Consider the following 23,847-nt stretch of genomic DNA (forward strand, 5'->3'; position numbering starts at 1 on the left):
GGAGGGTGGAACGTGGCAAGGGATACCGAGCGGATCGAGCGGGATATCGAGGCCGCCCGCACTCGGCTGGCGAGCACGCTCGACGAACTCGCGGTACGCGCGGATCCGCACCGGATCGCGGACGACACCAAGCAGATCGTGGTCGCGAAGCTGAACGAGCCGAAGGTGAAGTACAGCCTGATCGGCGCCGCCGCCTTGGTCGTCGGGGTGGTGCTGCTGAAGATCTTCCGCTAGCGCTGCGCGGGATCTTCCGCTGAGCTGAAAACGACGACACCCGGTGTGGCGATGCCCACCGGGTGTCGTCGTTGTCGCGGTCGGTTCAGACCGTCGGGCAGGCGAAGCCGTCGCCGTCGGGATCCAAATGCGGGCCGAAGCCCGGTTCTCCGCGGAACAGCGGGGCCCGTCCGGCGGCGCGGGCATCGTCGCAGTTGGCGAAGGCGCCACCAGCCGAGCCGCTCTGCGACATATTGGCCGAGCCGGTCGCGGCGGAGCCGGTGTCGACGGCCGAGGAGCCGGTTCCGGAGGAACCGGTCGGAGGGGCGGCTAGGGCGGCCGGTGCCGCGAGAAAGGTCATTCCCGCGACGGCCGCGCTGACGGTGAGCCGGCGAACGTTCATGTATTCCTCTGTTGTCTGCTGCGGTGGATGGGGCGCCCGACCGGACGCCGCATCCACTGTTGTGACGGCTCGCTCTCTTGTCAACCGCAGGGGGGCGGAACTAGGGCATTAGGGGGTCGCGGAGACGGCGGGCGTCAGGCTCTCGGCGTGGCGTCGCCGGAGTGCTCGGCCGGGATGTTTCCCATCCGCCCGGCCTGGTAGTCCTCGATCGCCTCGATGATCTCCGCGCGGGTGTTCATCACGAACGGCCCGTACTGCACCACGGGTTCCCTGATCGGCTGGCCGCCGAGCAGCAGAACCTCCAGCGCGCCGGTCCGATTGTCTTGGTGCGCATCGGATGTGACGGTGATCGCGTCTCCGCCACCGAAGACCGCCAGTTGTCCTTCGCTCAGCGGCCTGCGCTCGGCGCCGACCGTGCCACTGCCGGACAGTACATACGCCATCGCCGTGAACTCCTGCGGCCATGGCGTTTCCAGCCGGCCGCCGGGTGTGATGGAGGCGTGCGCGTAGGCGATCGGCGTGTATGTCGAACCGGGACCGGTGAATCCGCCCACCGCACCGGCGATGAGCCGGACCAGCGCGCCGCCGTCGTGCGAGCTCACCAGGGTCAATTCGCCCGCACGCAGATCCTGGTAGCGCGGGGTCGCGAACTTGAGTGTGCGCGGCAGGTTCACCCAGAGCTGGATGCCGTGGAACCAGCCGCCGGAGGCGACCATCTCCTCCGGCGGGACCTCGTCGTGCAGGATGCCGGAGCCCGCGGTCATCCACTGGGTGTCGCCCTCGCCGATGACGCCCCCTCCGCCGTGCGAATCGTGGTGCACCATGGTGCCGTCGAGCATGTAGGTCACCGTCTCGAAGCCGCGGTGCGGATGCCAGGGCGCGCCCTTGGCCTCGTGCGGTTCGTAGGCGACCGGGCCCATCTGGTCGAGCAGGATGAACGGGTCGGCCGCGCGCAGATCCATGCTCGGGAAGGGCCTGCGCACTTCGAATCCCGCGCCCTCGCGCTGTTTGTGGGCGGTGACCACGCTCCGGACCGGCCGCTCGCGCAGCGTGACGTCGGGTCGAGGGAGGCGTGGCAGGACCATGATGTCGGGAACGGTGACGGCGGGCATGGGAACCTCCTAGGGAGTTGGTGTCCATGTCAACCAACCGTGACTACACTTCATTCCCATGGTCCGGTGGTTGAGTGACGACGAGCAGGAGACCTGGCAGGCCTATGTGCGGCTGCGCCAGCGTTTGGACGGAGCGATTTCGGCCGGGCTGGCCGAGGACGGCCTGTCCCTGGCGGACTACGAGTTGATGGTGGCGCTGTCCGCCGCGCCGGGCGGCTGTCTGCGCGCCAAGGAACTGGCCACCGAGGTGTGCTGGGAGAAGAGCCGGTTGTCCAAGCATCTGGCCAGGATGGACGCCCGCGGGCTGGTCGAGCGGCGGCCCGCCGAGGAGGACGCCCGCGGCATCATCGTGCAGCTCACGCCGGAAGGGCGCACCGCGCTGGAGCGGGCCGCGCCGAACCACGTGGATCTGGTCCGCCGCGTGTTCGTCGAGCCGATGACGGCGGCGGAGGCGCGGGCACTGCGAACACTCGCGGACAAAGTCGTCTCCGAGGTGGAGCAAGCAACCGAACTGGACGCCTGATCGCGTCGGATGGGAACGCGCTACTCGGCGCGGGTTCCGCGGCCGAGCCATCGGCGCCACCAGCGGCGTCGAGGCGGGTGGGTGATGACCTCGTCGCCGCGCGCCTGCGGCGTCCCCCGCGGGGATGCCGCGCGGCGCTTGCGCGCCGCATCGCGCTCGGTTCGCCATTGCGCGACAACCTCATCCGCGTTCACCGGCGCGATCGGCACGAACGGCCCCTGCGGCAGGCGCAGCCACTCCACGATGCGTTTGTTCAGCTCGTTCACCGCCGCCCGTACCTGCCGCTCGGCGGTGAACTCGCGCACCGTCTCGGGCAGGCGCTCGATATCACGCCGCAGCAGCAGCGAGGGCGGCAGCAAGGCGTCGCCGCCCACTCCCTGGCGACGGAGGTACCCGCGCAACCACCAGTCCTCGTCGTGGACCGCACCCGTGCCGGGAATCGGCTTGCCGGTGCCGGGAAGGTTGTCGAATTCGCCGCGCTCGGCCGCCTCGTGGATCTGCTTTTCGATCCACGATTCGAAGGTCAGCTTCGACGGCTTGCGCTCGGTCATCGCGACGGCGGTGTCGACGGATGCATGAAGCCAGTCTACGGAATCTTGTAGTAGACGTGGAAAGTCTTGGTGCGGAACGCTTTTCGGTGACGCTCAGGACCACGGCGTGATCGGCGGCTTGACCCAGAGCAGTTTCTCGTCGGCGTGTTCGCGCCGTGCCGCGGGATGCTCCGGATGCCGGGCGGCCCAGTCGTCCTTTTCGTCCAGCAGCTTCGCGACCGTCACCCAGGTCTCGTGGGTGCTCGGCGGATTGGTCTCGGCGGCCCTCGCCAGTTTTCGTCGCACGGGTGCGGACATCGCGAGCACCTCGGCGCCGGAGATGCCGCGCTGCCAGAGGTAGGTCGCCAGCCGTCGCGCTTTCTCGGCGCGGCTCTTGGCCGCCGCTTCGCTGTGTGCGTAATCGGTCATGGCGTGTCCATGGGTCGGAGGTATGCATCGACCTTAAACGCGCCGCGGCCTCCCCATCGGCGGATGGGGAGGCCGCGTGGCGGTGGCGGACTCAGTACGCGCTGTTGACGTTGTCCATCGAGCCGTAGCGGTGCGCCGCGTAGTTGCAGGCGGCGACGATGTTGGCGACCGGATCCCAGATATCCCAGGACGTGCCCTCGACGTGGTAGGCACGGAAGGTCGGATCGATCACCTGCAGCAGACCCTTGGACGGGATGCCCGCGGCGGCGTTGGAATCCCAGAGGTTGATGGCCTGCGGGTTGCCGGAGGACTCGCGCATGATGTTGCGGTGGATGCCGTTGTAGCTGCCCGGGATGTTCTTCGCCGCCATGATGTCGAGCGCTTGGCGGATCCAGCCGTCCAGGTTGTTGGCGTACACCGGCGCGGGCGGAGGGGGCATCGGCGCCGGGGCCGGCTCCGGGGCCGGGGCCGGTGCAGGCAGGGGCGCGGGGATTGCCTCCGCGACCGGTTCGGCGGCGGGCGCGGGAGCGGGGCCGGCGGGCGCGGGAGCGGGAGCGGCCTGCTGCTCGGCCACCATGGCGATGCGAGACGGGACGCTGTCGTCGGCCACGGACGCCGCGGAGCAGGCTGCCACGGCCACGACACCCGCGGCGGCGGCGGCGACGGTGATGGTTTCGCGAAGCGAGGGGCGACGGAGGGCGGAAAGGCGTCTGTCAGGCATTGCGAATCGGTTCCTTTATCGGGGACTTTCTCGATCCGGCCGCGTTCGGGCAGCGCGGATCCTGCGGCGGACGCTCATGGGCGTTCGCCGAAACGGCCATCTGCTGTTGTGTGCTTTTGTTGTGGGGGAGCTATGTCCCCGGAACGCGACGCGCTTCGTGCGTGCGGCGCCGGTTCGCCCTCGATGGGGCCTGGAGCGCGGTGTTGCGCGGGACTCCGCATCCTGGATGCGAAGAGACGGGCGGAAGTATGGGGATCGCGGGTCCGTTGCCGGATCCGCTCCGCCGATCGCGTCGGCTGACAGCTGCCATCCGTGCGATCGTTACCGAATCGGTGTCTACAACTCCTCGGGCTGACCAAACTTCAGGTCGCTTTGTGACCTGATTGCAGAATGGTCACGCTCGGTTAACGGAGGGTGAACGAACCGTGAATGAACGGGGTCGACGATCTTGGAAGGCCCACGACAAGGCCGGGGAATAGTCATCTGAGCTGGGAGTTCGCTGATAAACCTGATGTGGTCTACTTCACAGAAGTTTTCGGCCGTTCGACTGGATTTCCGCGGTCTCGCAGGGGTAGAGGTGTCTGAATTGAGACCACTGGTGCTTCTGTGAAATAGCGCAGGTCACGCGAAGGTCACGGAGATTTCCGGCGCCGGGGAGAAGAAAAGACCGTGCCCTTGCCGTCCGACGACTGGCAAGGGCACGGTCTGTCTGTGCTGTGCGCCATCAGGGACTCGAACCCCGAACCCGCTGATTAAGAGTCAGCTGCTCTGCCAATTGAGCTAATGGCGCGCGCAGCGTTTCCCGCTGCGGGACAAACCTTAACAGGCCGAGGTGCCAGAAGTGAAATCGTGCTCTGACCGGCGCTGACGTGTTTTGCGGTGCCGGTAACGCGGAGGGACGCGGAGTTGATCTATCGGTTGTAACGCTGCAGTGACGGGCGCGGTGTTCACATTGGCCCAGGCGTGACGTGCTGGCAGAATGTCCGATTGTGGTCCCGACCGCCCGCGACACGGCGGGGTGAGCGGCGTGGCGGTTGGTATCCGAAGCCATCGGTGCCTTGCGGGAGCACCGAGACTTGAAACGGGGTTGAAATGAGCGTTGGTAAGGGTCGGCGCAGACCGGCCACGCGGTGGTCGATACGCACGATCGCCGCACCTGTGATCGTCGTTACCGTCGCCGCACTGGCGTTGGCGGGGTGCTCGTCATCCGACGCCTCGCGCGCCGCGCAGGTGGCCATCGATCGCAACCCCATCACGGAGTTGATCAAGCCCAAGCTGCTCTCTCCGGTCAAGGACGGCGAGGTGGGGGTCTCGCCGGGTATGCCGATGACGTTCAAGGTCGAGGACGGCAAGCTCACCAACGTGAGCTTGGTCAGCCCGCAGGGCAAAACGGTGAACGGCAAGCTGGCCGCCGACGGACGGTCCTGGGAGACCACCGAGGTACTCGGCTATGGCAAGACCTACCGGCTGAAGGCCGACGCGATCGGGCTCGGCGGCGCGAATTCCACCACGCTCAGCTTCACCACCAGCTCGCCGGACAACCAGACCAAGCCCTATCTGGTCCCGGGCGAAGGGGAGGTGGTCGGCATCGGTCAGCCGGTGGCCGTCCAGTTCGACGAGAACATCCCCGACCGCAAGGCCGCACAGGCCGCGATCAAGATCACGACCGAGCCGCCGGTGGAGGGCGCGTTCTACTGGGTGAACAACCGCGAGGTGCGCTGGCGCCCGGAGCATTTCTGGGCACCGGGGACGAAGGTCACCATCGACGTGAACGTCTATGGGCGTGATCTCGGTGACGGCCTCTACGGCCAGGACAACGTCCACTCGTTCTTCACCATCGGCGACGCGGTGATCTTCACCGCCGACGACAACACCAAGCAGGTGACCGTCGAGCAGAACGGTCAGGTGATCCGGACCATGCCCACCTCGATGGGCAAGGCGGGCACACCCACCGACAACGGCATCTACATCGTGGCCGACCGGCACGAGAAGATCATCATGGACTCCTCGACCTACGGCGTGGCGGTCAACTCGCCGGACGGGTACAAGACGCCGGTGGACTACGCGACGCGACTGTCCTACAGCGGTATCTTCTTCCACTCGGCGCCGTGGTCGGTCGGACAGCAGGGATACACCAACGTCAGCCACGGCTGTCTGAACCTCAGCCCGGCGAACGCGCAATGGGTGTATCAGAACGCCAAGCGCGGTGACATCACGATCGTGAAGAACACCGTGGGCGGCACGCTGTCGGGCGTGGACGGCTTGGGCGACTGGAACATTCCGTGGCCGGTCTGGAAGGCAGGCAACGCGGACGACAACCGCTGAGCCACAGCACGAGAACGCCGAACGGGCCACCGGGAACCCGGTGGCCCGTTCGGCGTTACCCGGAGCTTTGGTGGCACCGACGACTGTGCGGGCTGCGGCTGGCCGAAGTGGAGCTGCGCTCCGAGGAATGAAGAACGGGCCAGATCAGGAACTTGTTGCCCTGACCTGGCCCGTATGGGGTGAGCGACGGGACTCGAACCCGCGACAGCCAGGATCACAACCTGGTGCTCTACCAACTGAACTACGCTCACCATCGCCGGTGAAGAACCGGCGGGCTAGATATTAGCGTGTCACCCCGCCGACTCCCTAATCGGTGTCCGGCAAGCCGTTGACCTGGGCTGATTCAGCGACCTCTTCGGCGACCTCCTCGGCCACCTCGGCGGCGACCGCGGCGATCTCGGTGGTGGATGGCCCGGGCGGGGCGACGAACGCGGTGCGCCGGTAGTACTCCAGCTCGCGGATGGACTCCTTGATGTCGGCCAGCGCGCGATGGCTCAGGCCTTTCTCCGGCTGGCCGAAGTAGATGCGCGGGTACCAGCGGCGGCACAGCTCCTTGATCGAGCTCACGTCGACCATCCGGTAGTGCAGGTGGGCGTCCAGCAGCGGCATGTCCCTGGCGATGAAACCGCGGTCGGTGGCGATCGAGTTACCGGCCAGCGGCACGGTGCGGGGGGTCGGGATGTACTGGCGGATGTAGTCGAGCACCCGCTGCTCGGCCTCCTCGAGGGTGACGGTGGAGCGGCGCACCTCCTCGGTCAGGCCGGAGCGTGCGTGCATCTCGGCGACCACCGCTGGCATCGCGGCCAGCGCGTCGTCGTCGGCGTGGATGACGATGTCCACGCCCTCGCCGAGGATGTTGAGATCGCTGTCGGTCACGAGCGCGGCCACCTCGATCAGCTTGTCGCTGTCCAGGCGCAGGCCGGTCATCTCGCAATCCATCCACACCATGTATTTGTCGGACACTCGTGCAACATTAGCCGGATCGAATCGCCCGGCCTCTCGGTACGGCGCGTTCGCCGACTCATCGCGCGCCGCGGACGACGGCCGTCGTCGCCTGCACGCCCGAATCGGCGGGGCGGTCGGAAGCCGCCGATGAGCGTGGCGAACCCGATCGGCGGGGATACAGTTCTTCCCAGATCGGCACAGGGCGTTTTCGGTGCGACAGCAAATACTGCGTAAAGCAGTCCGAGTCGAACCAGGACGGAGGACGTGCGATGACAACCCCGCAGGAGAAGGCAGCCGCGGCGCGTAAGGCCGCCGACGAAGCGGCGCGGATCGCGGCGCAGGCGGCGGCCGCGGCCGAGGCAGCGGAACGCGAACTGGCCGAGCAGCAGGCGTCCGACGCCGACGCCGACGCCGCTGCGACCGCGAAACGAGCCGAGTCGACGGGCGCGAGTGCCGCGCAGGAGATCGCCGCGGGCTACGCGTTCGAGGGCGCGGCGCTCGAGCTGGGCACCGTTGTAGCGGACGGGCGGGTGGATCCCGGCGCACGCGTCCGGATTCCGATGCGGACGTTGAACCGGCACGGCTTGGTCGCCGGGGCTACCGGAACCGGCAAGACGAAGACGCTGCAGGGCATCGCCGAGCAGCTCTCCCGCGCGGGGATTCCGGTCGTGCTCGCCGATATCAAGGGTGACCTATCGGGCTTGGCCGAGCCGGGAGAGGCGAACGAGAATGTCGCCGCGCGTGCCGCGGAGACCGGGGCCGAGGACTGGGCGCCGCAAACGTTTCCGACGGAATTCGTCTCGGTGGGCACCGGCGGGATCGGCGTTCCGATCCGCGCGACCATCACCTCGTTCGGCCCGGTATTACTGAGCAAAGTGCTCGGCCTCAACCAGACGCAGGAATCCACCCTCGGCCTGATTTTCCACTGGGCCGACCGCAACGGTCTGGCGCTGCTGGATCTGAAGGACCTGCGCGCCGTGATCACGCATCTCACCAGCCCCGAGGGCAAGGCGGACCTGGAGGGTATCGGCGGCGTGTCCGCGTCCACCGCCGGGGTGATCCTGCGCGCTCTGACGAACCTGGAGGCCGACGGCGGCGACACGTTCTTCGGCGAACCGGAACTCGACCCGGCCGACCTGGTGCGCCTCGTGGACGGACAGGGTGTGATCACGCTGTTCGAGCTGGGCGCTCAGGCGGCGCGGCCGGTCATGTTCGCCACCTTCTTGATGTGGGTGCTCGCCGATCTCTTCCAGACGCTGCCCGAGGTCGGCGACGTGGACAAGCCCGCGCTGGTCTTCATCTTCGATGAGGCCCATCTGCTTTTCTCCGACGCCTCGAAAGCGTTTCTGGATCAGGTGGAGCAGACGGTCAAGCTGATCCGGTCCAAGGGCGTCGGTGTGTTCTTCTGCACCCAACTGCCCACCGACATACCGAATCCGGTGCTCTCCCAGCTCGGTGCGCGAATCCAGCACGCGCTGCGCGCATTCACCCCGGACGATCAGAAGGCGCTGTCGAAAACGGTGCGCACCTACCCCAGGACCGACGTCTACGAGCTGGAGGAGGCGCTCACCTCGCTCGGCACCGGCGAGGCGATCGTGACGGTGCTCTCCGAGCGGGGTGCGCCGACGCCGGTCGCCTGGACCAGGATTCAGCCGCCGCGGTCGCTCATGGACACCATCGGCCCGGACGTGATCAAATCACGGGCTTTGTCCAGCCCGCTGGCCGCGAAATATGGACAGACCTTCGACCGCGAGTCGGCCTATGAATTGCTCGCCGCGAAAGTGGCCGCGGCGTCGCGGGAGCCGGAGCACGCTCCCGCCCCCGGCCGCGCCGCGACGCGCGAGGAGGAGGTGTCGGCTGCCGAGCGGATCATGAAGAACCCCGCGGTGCGGAGCTTCCTGCGCTCGGCCGCCAGCACGGCGGGCCGCGAGATCACACGCACCCTCTTCGGCACCCGGCGGCGCTGAGCACGGAGACGCAGGTCGCTCAGCCGCCGAGCTTTTTGTAGAACGCACCCGCGATTGGTGCGGTGAGCGCTCGGGGCCCGTATTGTCCCGCCACGCTCATTCCCTTGCTGATCAAGCCGGGAACCACGCGCATTTTGTTGCGGGCAAGTGCGTCGATGGACACCTTGGCGGTCTGGTCCGAGGAGACCCACATGAAGTCGGGCACCATCCGGTCCACGATGGAGGCATCCGCGGGATCAGGGGTGTCGGTGCGGACCGGGCCGGGGGCCAGCAGGGTGACGTGCACGCCGGAGCCCTTCAGTTCGCCGCGCAGCGACTCGGCGAAGGTGTTCGCGAACGCCTTGCTCGCGGCGTAGGTGGCATTGTTCGGGATCGGCATATTGCCGGCGGCCGAACCGCTGATCAGGATTCCCCCGCCGCCCCTGGCGATCATGCCGGGCAGTACGGCCAGCGTCAGATCGTGCACGGCGACGGCGTTGAGTTCCATCTGTGCGCGTTCGTAGTCGGGGTCGAGGTCGGCGACGGCACCGAAGGTCGCGATGCCCGCGTTGTTGCACAGGATGGCGATATCCCGCGCGGCCAGCTCCTGCGCCAGCACGCCGCGCTGGGCGCGGTTGGCCAAGTCGACGGGGCGCACCTCGGCGGTGATGCCATGGGACAGGGTCAGCCGCTGCGCCAGCTCGGTGAGCAGCTCCTCGCGGCGGGCGACCAGGATCAGCGAGTAGCCGCGCGCGGCGAGCTCGGCGGCGAGCGCGGTGCCGATGCCGGAGGAGGCGCCGGTGACGACCGCGCGGTTCTCGGAAGTGGGGGAGGGCAGGCTCACCCGGTGCAGCATAATGCGGCCGTGACGGCGGCCGGGCGTCGATGCCCGGCCGCCGGGTCGGTCACAGCCGGGCGGCGAGGCGGGTGCCCTGGTCGATGGCCCGTTTGGCGTCCAGTTCGGCGGCCAGCTCGGCGCCGCCGATGAGGTGCAGGTTGACACCGGCGGCGCGCAGCGGGGCCTCCAAGTCCCGGACGGACTCCTGGCCCGCGCAGATCACCACGTTGTCGACCGGGATCAGCTGCGGCCGTTGACGTTTCTCGCCGAAGCTGATGTGCAGGCCGCTGTCGTCGATGCGTTCGTAGTTCACGCCACCGATCTGGTCGACGCCCTTGGCCTTCAGCGCGGCGCGGTGCACCCAACCCGTGGTCTTGCCGAGGTCCTTGCCGAACGGTGTGGTCTTGCGTTGGAGCAGAACGACTTCGCGTGCTGCGGGAGCGGGCCTCGGGGTGGTGAGCTGTCCGGGAACCTGCTCGTCGTCGGACGTGACGCCCCACTCTTCCTTCCACTCGTCCAACTTGAGCGTGGGATGACCGTCGACGGTGAGGAATTCGCTGACGTCGTACCCGATCCCGCCCGCGCCGATCACGGCGACGCGCTTGCCGACCGGCTTCTCTTCACGGACCAGCTCGGCGTAGGACAACACCATCGGGTGATCGATGCCGGGAATGTCGGGGATGCGCGGCTGCACGCCGGTGGCGAGCACCACCTCGTCGTAGCCGCCCGCGATGAGTTCGTCGGCGCCCACCCGCTTGTTCAGGTGCACGGTGACACCGGTGCGCTCGAGCATCCGGTCGTAGTAGCGGATCGACTCGCTGAACTCCTCTTTGCCGGGGATGCGGCGGGCGATGTCGAACTGGCCGCCGATCTTGTCGTCGGCCTCGAACAGCTCGACGCGGTGGCCGCGTTCGGCGAGGTTCACCGCCGCGGCCAGCCCGGCCGGGCCGGCGCCGACCACCGCGATGCGCTTGGTGCGGCGGGTCGGCAGCAGCTTCAGCTCGGTCTCGTGCCCGGCACGCGGGTTGAGCAGGCAGGACACCGTCTTGCGCTGGAACGCGTGGTCCAGGCAGGCCTGGTTGCAGGCGATGCAGGTGTTGATCTCGTCGACGCGATCCTGCGCGGCCTTGTTCACCCATTCCGGGTCGGCGAGGAACGGGCGGGCCAGCGAAACCAGCTGGGCGTCACCGCGGGTCAGGATCTCCTCGGCCACCTCGGGCATGTTGATCCGGTTGGACGCGCAGACCGGAATGTTCACCTGGGCGGTGATCTTCGCGGTGAACTCGACGAAGGCCGCGCGGGGCACGGAGGTCACGATGGTCGGCACCCGCGCCTCGTGCCAGCCGATATCGGTATTGAGGATGTTCACTCCGGCGGCTTCGAGTTCCTGTGCCAGCGCGACGATCTCGTCGAAGGTCTGGCCCTTCTCCACCAGCTCGGCCATGGACAGCCGGAACACGATGATGAAGTCCGGGCCCACCGCGGCACGGGTGCGGCGGACGATCTCCACCGCGATCCGGCGCCGGTTCTCCGCGGAGCCGCCCCATTCGTCGGTGCGCTTGTTGGTGCGCGGCGCGAGGAACTGGTTGATGAAATAGCCTTCCCCGCCCATGATCTCGCAGCCGTCGTACCCGGCGAACTGGGCCAGCTTCGCGCAGCGCGCGTAGTCGTCGATGGTCCGCTCGATGCCCTTGGCCGAGAGCTTGCGCGGCCGGAACGGGTTGATCGGGGCCTTGATCGACGACGCCGAGACGCTGCCGGGCATATAGGAGTAGCGACCGGCGTGCAGGATCTGGATGGCGATCTTGCCGCCCTGCTCGTGCACCGCCTTGGTGATCGTCCGGTGCCGGTATGCCTCGGTCTTGTTGGTCAGCTTCGCGCCGAAAGGCAGCAGCCAGCCCGCTCGGTTGGGCGCGTAGCCGCCGGTGATGATCAGGCCCGCGCCGCCGCGTGCGCGTTCGGCGAAGTAGGCGGCCAGTTTGTTGGTGTCCCAGGCGCGGTCCTCCAGACCGGTGTGCATCGAGCCCATCACCACGCGGTTGCGCAAGGTGGTGAAGCCGAGATCGAGCGGCTCGAGCAGGTGGGGGAAGGAGCTCATCGGTGAGGTGGCCTTTCTCCGTCAATCCGCGTGCGGCGCTGCGGCGCGCGGATGCAGTGCTTGCAGAACTTCGTCGCACCATTCGACGAATCCCGACTCCACGCGGATGCCCGCGCGCAGGACGAGGTACTGGTGCAGGGTGGTCCCTGCGAGCTGGTCCGGGGCCGGGAAGTCACGTTTCTCGATGTGCCGGTACAGCTCGAGCCGCTGGGCGTGCTGGTCGCGGTGGCGGGCCACCTCGGCGCGCAACGCGGTGATGTCGCCGTAGGCGGCGGCGCGGATCTTCACCGCCAGCTCGTTGCGCGGGGTGCCGGAGTCGCTCGGTTCGGCGATCCAGCGGGCCAGTTCGGTGCGGCCCGCCTCGCTCACCGAGTACACCTTCTTGTCCGGCCTGCCCTCCTGAACCACGGATTCGCCGTCGACCCAGCCGGACTCCTCCATCCGCTTGAGGACGCGATAGATCTGCTGGTGGGTCGCGCTCCAGAAGTAGCCGATGGACTTGTCGAAGCGGCGTGCCAACTCGTAACCCGAGCCGGCGCGCTCGCTCAGCGATACCAGCAACGCATGCTCGAGTGCCATGCGGTGAGGATAGCCGTGACATTCGGTACTATGCAACTGGGTGCATAGCAGTCCTGAGTCCACCCACGCCGACCGGCCGCGCCCATTAAGCTGCGCGGCATGACCGAGGCGAACGCGCGGGCGACGGTTGGACAGGCCGCCGGGCGCGGGCAAATGGTGGCGTGGGGGCTGTGGGACTGGGGGTCTTCGGCGTTCAACGCCGTCATCCTCACCTTCGTCTTCTCGGTGTATCTCACCGACAAGGTCGGCGACGACCTGCCCGGCGCGGTCTCCGCCAGCGCCTGGCTGGGCTGGGCGCTGGGTATCGCGGGTCTGATCGTGGCATTGACCGCGCCGATCAGCGGACAGCGCTTCGACGCGTCGGCGAAACGCAAACACTCCCTCGGCGTGCTGACCGCGCTGATAATCGCCGCGATGGCGCTGATGTTCTTCGTGCACGACGACTATCACGACTTGTGGCTCGGCTTGGTGCTGCTGGCGTTCGCGTCGGCCTGTTTCGAGTTGTCGAACATCCCGTACAACGCGATGCTGCGGCAGGTGTCCACGCCGCAGACCGTCGGCCGGGTCTCCGGATTCGGCTGGGCGATGGGCTATTTCGGCGGCATCTTCCTGCTGTTGATCTGCTACGTCGGTTTCATCGCCGGCGAGGGCGACAATCGCGGGCTGCTCGGCGTGCCCACCGACGACGGGCTCAACATCCGCCTCATCGCGGTGCTGGCCGCCGTGTGGTTCGCCGCCTTCGCGCTGCCGGTCATGTTCGCGGTGCCCGAATTGCCTCGGACGGACGCCGATCCCGGCGCGGCGAGCGCAGGGTTCTTCGCCTCGTACCGGGTGCTCTGGCGCGATCTGCGCGAGCTGTGGCGCACCGACCGGCGCACGGTCCGCTTTCTGCTGGCCAGCGCCGTGTTCCGCGACGGTCTGGCCGGAGTGTTCACCTTCGGGGCGGTGCTGGCCGTGCGGGTCTACGGCATCGACGACTCGGACGTGCTGCTGTTCGGCATCGCCGCCAACGTGGTTGCCGCGCTGGGGGCGATCGTCGCGGGACGTTTCGACGACCGCTCCGGCCCGAAGATCGTCATCGTGGTATCGCTGGCCGCGATGCTGGTGTGCGGGCTCGCGCTGCTGGTCGTATCCGGGCCGCTGATGTTCTGGATCTTCGGGTTGCTGCTCACGGTTTTCGTCGGTCCCGCGCAGGCGGCGGCGCGCTCGTTCCTGGCGCGGCTGGCCCCGCCGGGCCGCGAGGGTCAGCTCTTCGGCTTGTACACGACCACGGGACGCGCGGTGTCCTTCCTGGCGCCAACTCTTTTCGGTTTGTTCGTCTGGCTGTTCGACGCCGATCGCGCGGGCATCGCCGGGCTGTTGATCGTGCTCGCGGCCGGACTCGTGGTGCTGCTGCCGGTGCGGTCGCCGGACCCGACGGAAGTCCGAACCGATTCGGGCCCGGAGGAATCCGGAGCGGTCCGGTGAGATTCGACCGTGCGTGGCCGGATCACGTCCGCTTCGGTGGCCGCCACGCACCCATGCCCAGTGCGATCAGGCGCATTTGCTGCACGGTGCGGTCGACGATCGTCTGCTCCTCGCGCGCCGCGGCCGACACGTAGGCGGCGATCCCGTCGGTCACCGTCGTCACCATCAGGTCGGCGGCGATCTCCAGGTCACGCGGCGTCCAGGAGTCCAGGGCCCTGATCCGGGACAGATCGGCGACGAGTTCCCGCACGATCAACTGGATCTCGCGGGCGATCGCGGTGCGCAGTGCCGCCGATCCGCCGTGCCGCTCCCTGGTGAGGAAGCCGAACAACTCCCGCTTCGGGCCTACCTGCGTGAACACGAACCGCACCGTGTCCGACAGGCTCGCGTCGGTGTTGCGGCGCACTTCGCGCAGCGCCAAGCGCAACGCGGTGACGCCGTCGTCCACCAGTGTCGCGCCCAGGTCCTCCAGCGACGCGAAGTGCCGGTAGAACGCGGTCGGCACGATGCCGGCCGAGCGGGCGATCTCCCGCAGGCTGAGCGCGGCGAAACCGCGGTCGGCGGCCAGCGCCAAGGTGCCGTCCAGGAGTGCCTGCCTGGTCCGCTCCTTGCGTTCGCCTCGGGTAGCTGCCTGCTCAGTCATCCCGGTGAGCATACATCCGTTCACCATTCGGTCTATCCATAACTGTTGTTCGGGTCACAGGTCTTGCTGGTTGACACCGGCCCACGGTCATCGTTCACACTAGTTGAGTGTACAGACGTGCACTGAAAAATGGATCGCACGTCGTCAGCCCAACTGGAGGCGGAGAACGAATGGTGGATCTCGTCAACCTGGTGCAGACCCTGACCTCGCCGCACCCGCTGGATCGATATCTGGAACTGGTCCGGCCCACCCTCACCGTGCGGGACATGCGGGCGGAGATCACCCGCGTGCGCCACTCGGCGCCGGGCTCGGTGACGCTCACCCTGCGTCCGACCAGGCAGTGGAAAGGCCATCGCGCCGGACAGTACGTCCAGCTCGGCGTGGTGATCGATGGCGTGCGGCACACCCGGTGCTATTCGCCGGTCAACCCGGAAGGCGGGCGCGATCGCCACATCGAGCTCACGGTGAAGGCGCATCCCGGCGGAGTGGTGTCGCAGTACCTCTACCACAAGGCCGTGCCCGGCATGGTGGTCGATCTGACGCCCGCCGATGGCGTGTTCCGGCTGCCCGAGCCGCGCCCGGAGCGCGTGCTGCTGATCAGTGGTGGCAGCGGCATCACGCCGGTGCTGTCCATGCTGCGCACGCTGGCCGACGAGGAGCATCCGGGCGAGGTCGTCTTCCTGCACTACGCGAAGTCGCCCGCGGTGCTGCCGCACCGGGCCGAACTCGACCTGATCGCGCGGCGGCACAAGAACTTTCGCATCGAACTGCGCCATCCGCAGCGACCGGGCGAAGCACGCGTCGACCCGGATGCGCCGTGGGTGGACCTCGCGCAGCCGAAGGGCAGCGGGTACTTCGACTACGACGAGTTGGAGCGCGTCGCGCCCTGGTTCGCCGACGCGCAGACCTATGTGTGCGGTCCGCAGTCGCTGATGGACGCGGTACGCACGATCTACCAAGCCGAACAGTTGGACGACCGGCTGCACACCGAGGAGTTCACGCTGTCCGTCGTGCCCGCCGACACCGCGCAAGCCCACGGCACGGTGCAGTTCTCGGCGAGCGGGGTAAGCGGCGAGAACAACGGTGCGACCCTGCTGGAGCAGGCCGAAGCCGCGGGTCTGAGCCCGGAGTACGGCTGTCGCATGGGGATCTGCTTCTCCTGCACCGCGGTGCGCCGCTCCGGCTGCACCCGCAACCTGCGCACCGGCGAGACCGACAGCGATCCCGACCAGCCGATCCAGTTGTGCATCAGCGCGCCGGTCGGCGACGTCGACATCGATATCTGACACCGAAGGGGAGCAATCATGACCATCCTTACAGAAACCAAAGACGGGCCACTGGTGCTGAGCCCGGAGCAGATCGAGGAGCTCGGCCGGGAACTCGACGAGCTGCGCGCCGCGATCGTCGCCGATCTCGGCGAGCGCGACCGGGAGTACCTGTACTCGATCATCAAGGCGCAGCGCGGCTTCGAGATCGCCGGACGCGGCCTGATGTATCTCGGCTTCCTTCCGCCGTTCTGGCTGGCCGCGGTGGCGGCGCTGAGCGTGTCGAAGATCTTGGACAATATGGAGATCGGGCACAACGTGATGCACGGCCAGTACGACTGGATGCGCGAACCGGGCCTGAATTCCCGTGTGTTCGAGTGGGATACGGTCTGCCCGGCCGACCAATGGAAGCACTCGCACAACTACCTGCACCACACCTACACCAATATCCACAACAAGGACCGCGACATCGGCTACTCCGTCCTGCGGATGGATGAGGCCCAGGAGTGGAACGTGCTGCGGCTCGGGCAGCCGCTGTACGCCTTCGTGTTGATGGTGCTGTTCGAGTGGGGGGTGATGGGCCACGATCTCGAGGTCGAGAACATCCTGCGCGGCGAGAAGAAGTGGCCGGAGGTCAAGCAGTTGATCCTCGGCCAGTGGCGCAAGGCGGGCAAACAGGTGCTCAAGGACTACCTGGTGTTCCCGGCGCTGACCGGGCCACTGTTCTTCCACACGCTGGCCGGCAACGCCGCCGCCAACCTGGTGCGCAACGTCTGGGCCTTCGCCATCATCTTCTGCGGACACTTCCCGACCGGAGTACAGACGTTCACCGAGGAGGAGACCGCGGAGGAGACGCGGGGCGAGTGGTACATCCGCCAGATGCTCGGCTCGGCCAACATCACCGGAAGCAAGCTGTTCCATATCATGTCCGGCAATTTGTCGCACCAGATCGAACACCATCTGTTTCCGGACCTGCCCGCGAGCCGCTATCCGGAGATGGCGCCGACGGTGCGCGCATTGTGTGAAAAATACGGCCTGCCGTACAACGCCGGCCCGCTCGGTAAGCAGATCGGCTCGGTTTGGAAGAAGATTTTCAAACTCGCGCTGCCGCCGCGCTGGGTGAAGAGCGAACCGTCTCCCGGTGTTATCGTGATGCGTCAGCGAAAGCCGAGCGAAGCGGGCGTGTAATGATCGGGAAATTCGAAAGCAACAAAGATCTCATTCAGGAATTGACGTCCTCCGGAGCCCGGCACGTCGGCAATATCGCCAACATCATCACCGGCACCGTCGCGGAAGTGACGAGGGAGATCGGTGAGTGGGTCACCGACGCGATCGAGATGAACGAGGCGGCCGCCGCGGCTCGCCGGGACGCGGCGGCGCAGCATGATCTCCAAGACGATGCCGATGACGTCCAGGTCACGAAGCCGCCGGTGGCCGAGACGGAGGGGTTCGTGGAGGCCGAGGTGGTCGACGCCGAGGTCGACGAGACGCGCTGATCACCACACCGGCAGCCGGCGTCGGTGTTCGATGACGTCGGTGATCAGATCCTGGTAGCCGTCGATCAGCTCGGCGAGCCTGGTCCACTGCAGGTGAGCTTCGCAGTCCACCTGCAGTGGATGTGGCCGCATCGTGATTTCCTCGCCCAAAGATCGTTGGGCGGCAATCCATTTCTCCGCGATTCGATCGATCACCGCGCCCAGCGTCTCCGTGTGCAGCGACGCGCCCGACCGGTGCTGAATGTTCGCGGCGACCCACGCGTCTATGTGTCCGATCCACTCGGCGCGCTGATCGTCGATGTCCTCTACCAGTTGACTGCACGCCGCGACCTGCGTGCTGGAGGCTCCGGGGACGTGCGCCCGCTCGAGCGCCTGGTGTCGCCGCTCGTGGCATTCGGCGAGTTCCAGCGCGGCGTGCAGCACGCTGTGCCGGTGCCGGTCGGCGTCGTCGGGTTCACGAAATGCGCGAAGCAGTGCGGCGGCCGGCGGTAGCTCTTCGGCTCGGAAACTGCGCTGAGCGTATTCGGTTGGCATGGTGTACCCCTGCGACACGATCGGAATCCTGGTTACGCCAGGGCCGAGGGGGATCTGGGGGAGGGGCGCCCCTCGGCTCCGGCGCAGTCCCGCACCCGGATGGCCATCCCACCGTCCACCAGCACGGCAGAGAAACCGGGAAATCCGCGACGATGCGAGAGAAGACGGTCCGAGAAATCGGGACACTTTCAGGAAAGCGCGGTAGTCGAAGCCGCGCAATAGGGTGATGGGCGAATCCGAAAGCTGCGGGGAAATCGTTATGTTCCGTTACGGGTCGGTCACCTGTTACCTGCGAGCGGTCATGCGCTCGCGCGAATTGCCGAGCGCATTAGTGGCAACCCGGTGGAGCGCTGCGGCTGCGCGTCGCGGTTCGATCGGCTAGCCTCGACGTTCGTGCCCGCCTACGTGTCATCGCCCGAGTTGACATTCGGGTTCATGTTCGCGCTGGAAGACCCCGAGCGAATCGCGGAGGTCGTGCGCACGCTGATCGTCCGCAAAACCGTCTCGGTCTTCCGGCTCGCCAGGCTGTCCGACGACGACGGCCCGCCGGAGCGCTACGTGGTCAACTGGGCGGTTATCCCGCAGATCTCCATCACCACCGCCGCTCCGGACCAGGATGAGCTCCGCGCCACCCGCACCATGCTGGTCAACGCTTTTCTCAGCGAGGACGGCGAGGTCAGCCTCTATTCGGCGCAGTCGAACGGACCGGCCTGACGGATTACCGCGGAGGTCGCGTTCGGGCGGCGGACCCGATCGAATAAGCCGCCCACACGATGATCAGCGGAGACGGCGGCCGTCCCGCACAGGCTGTGCCGTCCTGCTGGATCGAGTAGCCGGCGTCGCTTCGCCGCACCGGCGCTTTCCCCGCGGCCCACGCCTCGGCGCAATCCCGGACCGGATGCTGTGGCGCGGTCGAAGCGGCCGCGGGCCGTGATGAGGTCGAATGCCCCGCTTCTTGCTCTTGCATCCGCTCGTGCTCAACACCAGCACAGCGATCATCGGCACACCGACGAGCATCAGGACAGGACGAGACCTGCGCATAGTCCAATTGCCCCGATTATCAACGAGATTGGTCGAAACGGCCGCCAGTATTCATGTCGCCGTGGCGTAGTGCATTCACCGGCCCTGCTGGCGACGCTGCCTTGGCCGGTAGCACGGCGCGGGCGTCCGGCAGGGCCGACCCGCCAACCCGTGCTGCACCGATTCGTTGGCGTGTCGGTATCGGATGGTGCCGTTTCTGAATGGCCGGATACGCCACAATCAGGGCATACCGCACTGTTTGTGGCTTGAATCACAAACATCCGGAAGGAGTGTCGATCATGGAACCTGAGAAATCCGTCGTGCCGGCCGACCCGATTCGCGTTCGAGGAGATCTGGACCCGGGGCTGTCGCGGTGGATGTGGCTGGTCAAGTGGCTATTGGCCATCCCGCACTACGTCGTGCTGTTCTTCCTGCACATCGCCTATCTGGTCGTCACGATCGTCGCCTTCTTCGCGATCCTGATCACCGGCAAGTACCCGCGGGCGCTGTTCGACTTCAATGTCGGCGTCATGCGCTGGGCCTGGCGGGTCACCTTCTACGCGTTGTCCGTACTCGGGACGGACCGGTACCCACCCTTCAGCCTGCAGCCCAGCGCGGAATATCCGGCGGACCTGGAGATCGACTATCCCGAGAGCCTGCACCGTGGCCTGGTCTTGGTGAAATGGTGGCTGCTGGCCATTCCGCACTACCTGATCGTCGGCGCGATGGTGAGCGGCGGCGTCTCGCTCGGGATGAGCGATGGCGACGACTGGGGCGGTCCCTCGCTCCCGCTGATGAGCATTCTGCTGCTCGTCGCGCTGATCGCGCTGCTGTTCACGGCGCGCTACCCACAGGGCGTCTACGACTTCGTGATGGGCATCAACCGCTGGATCATCCGCGTTCAGGCCTACGCGAGTCTGATGCGCGACGAGTACCCGCCCTTCCGGCTCGACCAGGGGGCACGCCAAGCCGACTGAATCCGGATGCCGATCATCCATATCGAATCCGCCCGTTCTCAGCGGGCGGATTCGTATATCCGGCGGACCACGTCCTCGATCTCGGGCTCTTCGATCGACAGATCCCGCACTTCGGCCCGATCGGACACGGCGGCCAGCAACTGTGCGGCGGTGATCCGCTCCGGATCGAAGGCCAGCCGCTGTCGCATGCCGTTGCCTTCGCTGCTGAGCAGTTGGGCCGAGGGCAGGTCGTCGAAGTCCGGCGCGGGTTCGGCCAAGTCGACCACCAGGACGCGGCGGGCGCCGACCGTGGCCGCCAAACCGGTCAGTGAACCGTCGTACACCAGCCGTCCGTGGTCGACGACGAGCACACGGCCACAAAGCCTTTCGATGTCGCCCATGTCATGGGTGGTGAGCAGCAGAGTGGTGCCGCGCTCGGCGCGCTCGGCGCGGAGGAACTCGCGCAGCCGCTGTTTGGACAGCACGTCGAGACCAATCGTCGGCTCGTCGAGGATCACCAGCTCGGGCGAATGCAACAGTGCCGCTGCCACTTCCGCGCGCATACGCTGACCGAGCGATAGTTGCCGCACCGGTGTGTCGAGGGTGTCGGCCATCTCCAGTTGCTCGATCAGCTCGTGCGCGCGCTTACGGGCGGCATCCGGCTCCAGCCGGTGGATCGCGGCGAGAATCGAAAATGATTCGCGCAGCGGCAGATCCCACCACAGTTGGGAGCGTTGCCCGAACACCACGCCGATCCGCCCGGCCAGTTCACGCCGCTGCCGGACCGGGTCCAGCCCGCAGGTGCGCACGTTGCCGGAGGTGGGCACCAGGATGCCGGTGAGCATTTTGATGGTGGTGGATTTGCCCGCGCCATTGGCGCCGATGTAGCCGACGGCGGCTCCCCGCTCGATCCGGACGGTCATCCCGTCGACCGCGGTGAGTGTTTCGCGGCGCCTGCGCCAGCGTCGGCCGTCCTTGCGGTACAGGGTGAATTGCCTGGTCAGGTCGTTCATGTCGATGATCGCTTCCGCGTGCCCCGACTGCGCCATGCTTATCCGCCGCCTCCCTGGTAATGCCGTGTGCCCGACCGCCACAAACCCAGCGCCAGCAGCCACACCCACAGCGCCGCGACCGGAGTCAGCCAGGCCAGCCAGGAGGGCAGCAGGGGCGGACCGGGCAGTCGCAGGAGCGCGAGGGTGGGTATGTAGGCGGTGAAGGAGACCGGTATGGCGAATCCGAACAGCAGCTTCATCGGCGTGGGGAACACCGACGCCGGTTGCGTAGCGGCGAACGAGCCGCCGTAGGTGAAGCTGTTGGTGAGTTCGGAACCATCGATCAGATAGAACTGCAGCCCGGCGGCGCAGACGAACACCCCTCCGAACAAGGCGATGCCGCCGAGCAGCGTCAGGGTCAGCAGCGTGGCGGTGCCGGCTCCCCAGTCGATGTCGTTGCGCGCCAGCCCGACTCCGAGCGCGACGATCGATACCGAGGCTCGGGCGAATCTGCGCAGCGAGATGTCGCTGGTGATCAATTGCAGCAGCAACGGTTGCGGGCGGATGTGATAGGCGTCGAGCTGCCCCATCCTGATCAGGACGGGCAACGTGTCGAGGTGGCCGAACAGCACTTGGGACAACGTGAAACTCGTATGGCTCAATCCGAACAGCAGTAGCGCGGCATCCAGGTCCAGCCCACCGAGTACCCGCGCGCTACGGAAGATCAGCCACACTTCGGCGAGCTCTATCAGCCCGAACACGAACGCGCTGAAAACATCACTGGCGAACGACAATCGGTAGCTTCGCTGGGCACGGATCCTGGAGCGCAACACCGCCACATAGGGCGTCGACCACGTGCCGGAGCGCGGCGGGGCGACCTCAACCACCCTGCACCTCCAGCCTGCGGCGCCCGGCGGCCAGCAGCACCCGCCCGGCGATCCCGATCGCCAGCACCCAGAACGCTTGGACGATGACGACCGAGAATGCCGCCGCTCCGGTGATCCGCCCCGAGAGCACGTCGACCGGCGTCTGCAGGATCGACGGAAAGGGAGTGGCCGCCGCGAACGCGGCCAGCCACGACGGGAACATGTGCACCGGCACGAAGAGTCCGGCGAGGAACGTCCCGGAGGCGTAGTACAGCGCGCGGACTCCGCGGGTGTCCACGACCCAGAATCCGATCAGCACCACGACGAACCGGCACAGGAACGAAACCACCACGGCCAGCAGCACACTCACCATGCCGAGCAGATAGGGGCCGGGCGTGGCGGGCATCGCCAGGCCGAAGGTGAGCGTGCCGACCAAGACGCTCGGCAGCCCGCGCGGCAGGAAGGTGCAGGCCGCTCGCCCGAGATCATCGGCGAGATAACCGTATTGGATGTCGACCGGGCGAAGGAAGTCGATCGCGATGTCGCCGGTCTTCACCCGGTCGTCCAGCTCGCCCAGGGGGGCTGCCATGAACTGCACCGCACCGAGCAGTCCCTGGGAGATCCAGACGTACGCGCCGATGCTGCCCTGGTCGTAGCCGCCGAAATCACCGGCGGCGTCCACCGCGGCGACCAGCACGGCCGCACGTACGAACCCGAATATGCAGTTGGTGAACAACCCGGCGAACATGGCCAGTTTGTACTGCCATTGTCTGCGGAAACCGGCGCCCACCAGAGCTGCGTAGAGGGCGACGGCGCTGCGAAATCGTTCTCCGACGGCACGCTGTCCGTCCCCCTCCGGTATGCCGCGCACAAAGATTTCACCCTACCGCCCGATGTGTAGGCGGGGAAGTGTTGGCCGCTGTTTCGGAGAACACCATCCCCTGCGCCGCGATCATCACCGAGCCGAAACCGCGCAGGACACAGGGGCATTGCGGCGATTTCGACGCTACCCGGCTCGGGAAGGCCCGTGGCGACAGGCTCGGCGAGCCGGATGACTCGAGGGCGGCGGGATGCGGATGGCGACGCGTCAGGGGCGTGTCATGGAGCGATCGGCTGGAAGGGGACGATTTCGTCGTGTCCCGGATAGATCACACCGGCCGACGATTCCGGGACTTCGTTCCACGCCCCGGGGAGGTCGCGTAGCGGCTCGGAGACCACGAATCGGGCTTCTTCGCCCAGCTGATACAGCACCGGGACATCGGGATGCAGCGCGCGCAGCGTGGTGATGTCGGTGGAGTAGAACAACGATCGCGTCTGCCGTTCGCTGGAGTAGCGGAAGAACCACATGGAGCTGCCGTCGGTGGTCGCGACGGTCATCTGGACCGGGGCGGCGACCTCATGGGCGCGGCCGACATCCTCGGCGAAACCGACCGCACGGGCGACGGCGCCGAGCGGGTCGTCGAGCAGTCCGAAGGTCAGCGCGAGGAAGAACAGGAGCTCCGAGTCGGTAGACCCCTCGATATCGGGGAAAAGGGACGGCTCGACCGCGGTGATCAGGTCGCGTTTGGTCTCGTGGAAACCGTTCAGCTCCCCGTTGTGCATCCACAACCAATGTCCGTGCCGGAACGGGTGGCAGTTGCTGCGTTGCACCGTGGCACCGGTCGACGCGCGCACGTGCGCGAAGAACAGCGGCGTTCGCACCTGTCCCGCGACTTCCCGCAGGTTCCGGTCGTTCCATGCGGGTTCGACGTTCTTGAACACCGCCGGTCGCCTGCCCAGGCCGTACCAGCCCATTCCGAAGCCGTCACCGTTCGTGGTCGTCGCGCCCAGCCGGGAGTGCAAGCTCTGGTCGATCAGCGAATGGTTCGGCCGGAACAGAAGGTCCTCGGCCAGGATCGGCTCACCTGAATAAGCCATCCACCTGCACATCTATCGATTGAAGCAGA

At 67.0% G+C, this 23,847-nt stretch carries 26 protein-coding genes and 2 tRNA genes; 10 read left to right on the forward strand and 18 right to left on the reverse strand.

Features of this window, described 5'->3' with window-relative positions:
• The first annotated feature begins 12 nt into the window (after positions 1-12).
• Complete coding sequence (locus ACWPXK_RS29620) at positions 13-234, forward strand: DUF3618 domain-containing protein (protein ID WP_195130336.1); 222 nt, start codon at positions 13-15, stop codon at positions 232-234.
• Between the two features lie 85 nt (positions 235-319).
• On the opposite strand, the gene ACWPXK_RS29625 is transcribed toward ACWPXK_RS29620, so the two are convergent.
• Positions 320-616 (reverse strand): excalibur calcium-binding domain-containing protein, encoded by a 297-nt coding sequence (locus ACWPXK_RS29625; protein WP_364334377.1) that lies wholly within the window; start codon positions 614-616, stop codon positions 320-322.
• A gap of 134 nt (positions 617-750) precedes the next feature.
• Complete coding sequence (locus ACWPXK_RS29630; RefSeq protein WP_454199455.1) at positions 751-1,728, reverse strand: pirin family protein; 978 nt, start codon at positions 1,726-1,728, stop codon at positions 751-753.
• Positions 1,729-1,798: 70 nt separating this feature from the next.
• Between ACWPXK_RS29630 and ACWPXK_RS29635 the strand changes: the two genes are divergently transcribed.
• On the forward strand, positions 1,799-2,251 hold the full coding sequence (locus ACWPXK_RS29635) for a MarR family winged helix-turn-helix transcriptional regulator (protein WP_454199456.1): 453 nt from the start codon (positions 1,799-1,801) through the stop codon (positions 2,249-2,251).
• A 20-nt stretch (positions 2,252-2,271) separates the two neighbouring features.
• Here ACWPXK_RS29635 and ACWPXK_RS29640 read toward each other — a convergent pair whose 3' ends face one another.
• The 4 genes from ACWPXK_RS29640 to ACWPXK_RS29655 form a co-directional block, all read right to left on the reverse strand.
• Positions 2,272-2,802 carry a DnaJ family domain-containing protein gene (locus ACWPXK_RS29640; RefSeq protein WP_454199457.1) on the reverse strand — a complete coding sequence of 177 codons (531 nt, stop codon included), beginning with the start codon at positions 2,800-2,802 and terminating at the stop codon, positions 2,272-2,274.
• Between the two features lie 93 nt (positions 2,803-2,895).
• Entirely contained in the window at positions 2,896-3,210 is a 315-nt protein-coding gene (locus ACWPXK_RS29645) for a hypothetical protein (protein ID WP_454199458.1), read from the reverse strand.
• 91 nt (positions 3,211-3,301) lie between these two features.
• Positions 3,302-3,931, reverse strand: coding sequence for a transglycosylase SLT domain-containing protein (locus tag ACWPXK_RS29650; RefSeq protein WP_454199459.1), 630 nt, complete (start codon positions 3,929-3,931; stop codon positions 3,302-3,304).
• 717 nt (positions 3,932-4,648) lie between these two features.
• Positions 4,649-4,721: transfer RNA gene (locus ACWPXK_RS29655), tRNA-Lys, on the reverse strand.
• 302 nt (positions 4,722-5,023) lie between these two features.
• On the opposite strand from ACWPXK_RS29655, the gene ACWPXK_RS29660 reads away from it, so the two are divergent.
• Positions 5,024-6,256: a L,D-transpeptidase gene (locus ACWPXK_RS29660; RefSeq protein WP_454199460.1), complete on the forward strand. Its 1,233-nt coding sequence runs from the start codon at positions 5,024-5,026 to the stop codon at positions 6,254-6,256.
• Positions 6,257-6,431: 175 nt separating this feature from the next.
• On the opposite strand, the gene ACWPXK_RS29665 is transcribed toward ACWPXK_RS29660, so the two are convergent.
• Together ACWPXK_RS29665 and orn are read right to left on the reverse strand one after the other, a co-directional pair.
• Positions 6,432-6,507: transfer RNA gene (locus ACWPXK_RS29665), tRNA-His, on the reverse strand.
• A 55-nt stretch (positions 6,508-6,562) separates the two neighbouring features.
• Positions 6,563-7,219, reverse strand: coding sequence for an oligoribonuclease (orn, locus tag ACWPXK_RS29670; protein ID WP_454199461.1), 657 nt, complete (start codon positions 7,217-7,219; stop codon positions 6,563-6,565).
• Between the two features lie 251 nt (positions 7,220-7,470).
• Between orn and ACWPXK_RS29675 the strand changes: the two genes are divergently transcribed.
• A complete protein-coding gene (locus ACWPXK_RS29675; protein ID WP_454199462.1) occupies positions 7,471-9,168 on the forward strand; it encodes a helicase HerA-like domain-containing protein in 1,698 nt (565 codons plus the stop codon).
• A 19-nt stretch (positions 9,169-9,187) separates the two neighbouring features.
• Here the strand turns inward: ACWPXK_RS29675 and cmrA are convergent, their stop codons facing one another.
• The 3 genes from cmrA to ACWPXK_RS29690 form a co-directional block, all read right to left on the reverse strand.
• Entirely contained in the window at positions 9,188-9,991 is an 804-nt protein-coding gene (cmrA, locus tag ACWPXK_RS29680) for a mycolate reductase (RefSeq protein ID WP_454199463.1), read from the reverse strand.
• Positions 9,992-10,052: 61 nt separating this feature from the next.
• Positions 10,053-12,083 carry an FAD-dependent oxidoreductase gene (locus ACWPXK_RS29685; RefSeq protein WP_454199464.1) on the reverse strand — a complete coding sequence of 677 codons (2,031 nt, stop codon included), beginning with the start codon at positions 12,081-12,083 and terminating at the stop codon, positions 10,053-10,055.
• A gap of 21 nt (positions 12,084-12,104) precedes the next feature.
• Positions 12,105-12,662 (reverse strand): PadR family transcriptional regulator, encoded by a 558-nt coding sequence (locus ACWPXK_RS29690; protein ID WP_454199465.1) that lies wholly within the window; start codon positions 12,660-12,662, stop codon positions 12,105-12,107.
• A 99-nt stretch (positions 12,663-12,761) separates the two neighbouring features.
• On the opposite strand from ACWPXK_RS29690, the gene ACWPXK_RS29695 reads away from it, so the two are divergent.
• Positions 12,762-14,129 carry an MFS transporter gene (locus ACWPXK_RS29695; RefSeq protein WP_454199466.1) on the forward strand — a complete coding sequence of 456 codons (1,368 nt, stop codon included), beginning with the start codon at positions 12,762-12,764 and terminating at the stop codon, positions 14,127-14,129.
• 22 nt (positions 14,130-14,151) lie between these two features.
• On the opposite strand, the gene ACWPXK_RS29700 is transcribed toward ACWPXK_RS29695, so the two are convergent.
• On the reverse strand, positions 14,152-14,772 hold the full coding sequence (locus ACWPXK_RS29700; protein WP_454199467.1) for a TetR family transcriptional regulator: 621 nt from the start codon (positions 14,770-14,772) through the stop codon (positions 14,152-14,154).
• Between the two features lie 170 nt (positions 14,773-14,942).
• On the opposite strand from ACWPXK_RS29700, the gene ACWPXK_RS29705 reads away from it, so the two are divergent.
• Genes ACWPXK_RS29705 through ACWPXK_RS29715 form a run of 3 tightly spaced genes read left to right on the forward strand, consistent with a single transcriptional unit; the run spans position 14,943 to position 17,533 of the window.
• On the forward strand, positions 14,943-16,058 hold the full coding sequence (locus ACWPXK_RS29705; protein WP_454199468.1) for a ferredoxin reductase: 1,116 nt from the start codon (positions 14,943-14,945) through the stop codon (positions 16,056-16,058).
• An 18-nt stretch (positions 16,059-16,076) separates the two neighbouring features.
• The gene (locus tag ACWPXK_RS29710; RefSeq protein WP_454199469.1) at positions 16,077-17,225 is read left to right on the forward strand and encodes a fatty acid desaturase family protein; all 1,149 of its coding nucleotides are present in this window, start codon (positions 16,077-16,079) and stop codon (positions 17,223-17,225) included.
• Entirely contained in the window at positions 17,225-17,533 is a 309-nt protein-coding gene (locus ACWPXK_RS29715; protein ID WP_454199470.1) for a hypothetical protein, read from the forward strand. Before ACWPXK_RS29710 ends, ACWPXK_RS29715 begins: the two co-directional genes overlap by 1 nt.
• Here the strand turns inward: ACWPXK_RS29715 and ACWPXK_RS29720 are convergent, their stop codons facing one another.
• Complete coding sequence (locus ACWPXK_RS29720; protein ID WP_454199471.1) at positions 17,534-18,067, reverse strand: DUF4254 domain-containing protein; 534 nt, start codon at positions 18,065-18,067, stop codon at positions 17,534-17,536.
• Positions 18,068-18,460: 393 nt separating this feature from the next.
• Here ACWPXK_RS29720 and ACWPXK_RS29725 point away from each other — a divergent pair, with 393 nt between their 5' ends.
• Positions 18,461-18,781 (forward strand): hypothetical protein, encoded by a 321-nt coding sequence (locus ACWPXK_RS29725; protein WP_040775583.1) that lies wholly within the window; start codon positions 18,461-18,463, stop codon positions 18,779-18,781.
• 4 nt (positions 18,782-18,785) lie between these two features.
• Here ACWPXK_RS29725 and ACWPXK_RS29730 read toward each other — a convergent pair whose 3' ends face one another.
• Positions 18,786-19,034, reverse strand: coding sequence for an excalibur calcium-binding domain-containing protein (locus ACWPXK_RS29730; RefSeq protein WP_454199472.1), 249 nt, complete (start codon positions 19,032-19,034; stop codon positions 18,786-18,788).
• Positions 19,035-19,386: 352 nt separating this feature from the next.
• Between ACWPXK_RS29730 and ACWPXK_RS29735 the strand changes: the two genes are divergently transcribed.
• On the forward strand, positions 19,387-20,064 hold the full coding sequence (locus ACWPXK_RS29735) for a DUF4389 domain-containing protein (RefSeq protein ID WP_454199473.1): 678 nt from the start codon (positions 19,387-19,389) through the stop codon (positions 20,062-20,064).
• Between the two features lie 38 nt (positions 20,065-20,102).
• On the opposite strand, the gene ACWPXK_RS29740 is transcribed toward ACWPXK_RS29735, so the two are convergent.
• The 4 genes from ACWPXK_RS29740 to ACWPXK_RS29755 all read right to left on the reverse strand — a co-directional run bounded on the left by ACWPXK_RS29740 (position 20,103) and on the right by ACWPXK_RS29755 (position 23,818).
• The gene (locus ACWPXK_RS29740; RefSeq protein ID WP_454199474.1) at positions 20,103-21,092 is read right to left on the reverse strand and encodes an ABC transporter ATP-binding protein; all 990 of its coding nucleotides are present in this window, start codon (positions 21,090-21,092) and stop codon (positions 20,103-20,105) included.
• A 2-nt stretch (positions 21,093-21,094) separates the two neighbouring features.
• Positions 21,095-21,922 carry an ABC transporter permease gene (locus ACWPXK_RS29745; protein ID WP_454199475.1) on the reverse strand — a complete coding sequence of 276 codons (828 nt, stop codon included), beginning with the start codon at positions 21,920-21,922 and terminating at the stop codon, positions 21,095-21,097.
• Complete coding sequence (locus ACWPXK_RS29750; protein ID WP_454199476.1) at positions 21,915-22,691, reverse strand: ABC transporter permease; 777 nt, start codon at positions 22,689-22,691, stop codon at positions 21,915-21,917. Before ACWPXK_RS29750 ends, ACWPXK_RS29745 begins: the two co-directional genes overlap by 8 nt.
• Before the next feature lie 308 nt (positions 22,692-22,999).
• Entirely contained in the window at positions 23,000-23,818 is an 819-nt protein-coding gene (locus tag ACWPXK_RS29755) for a class II glutamine amidotransferase (protein ID WP_454199477.1), read from the reverse strand.
• Positions 23,819-23,847 lie beyond the last annotated feature (29 nt).

Source organism: Nocardia sp. Marseille-Q1738 (assembly GCF_965283145.1).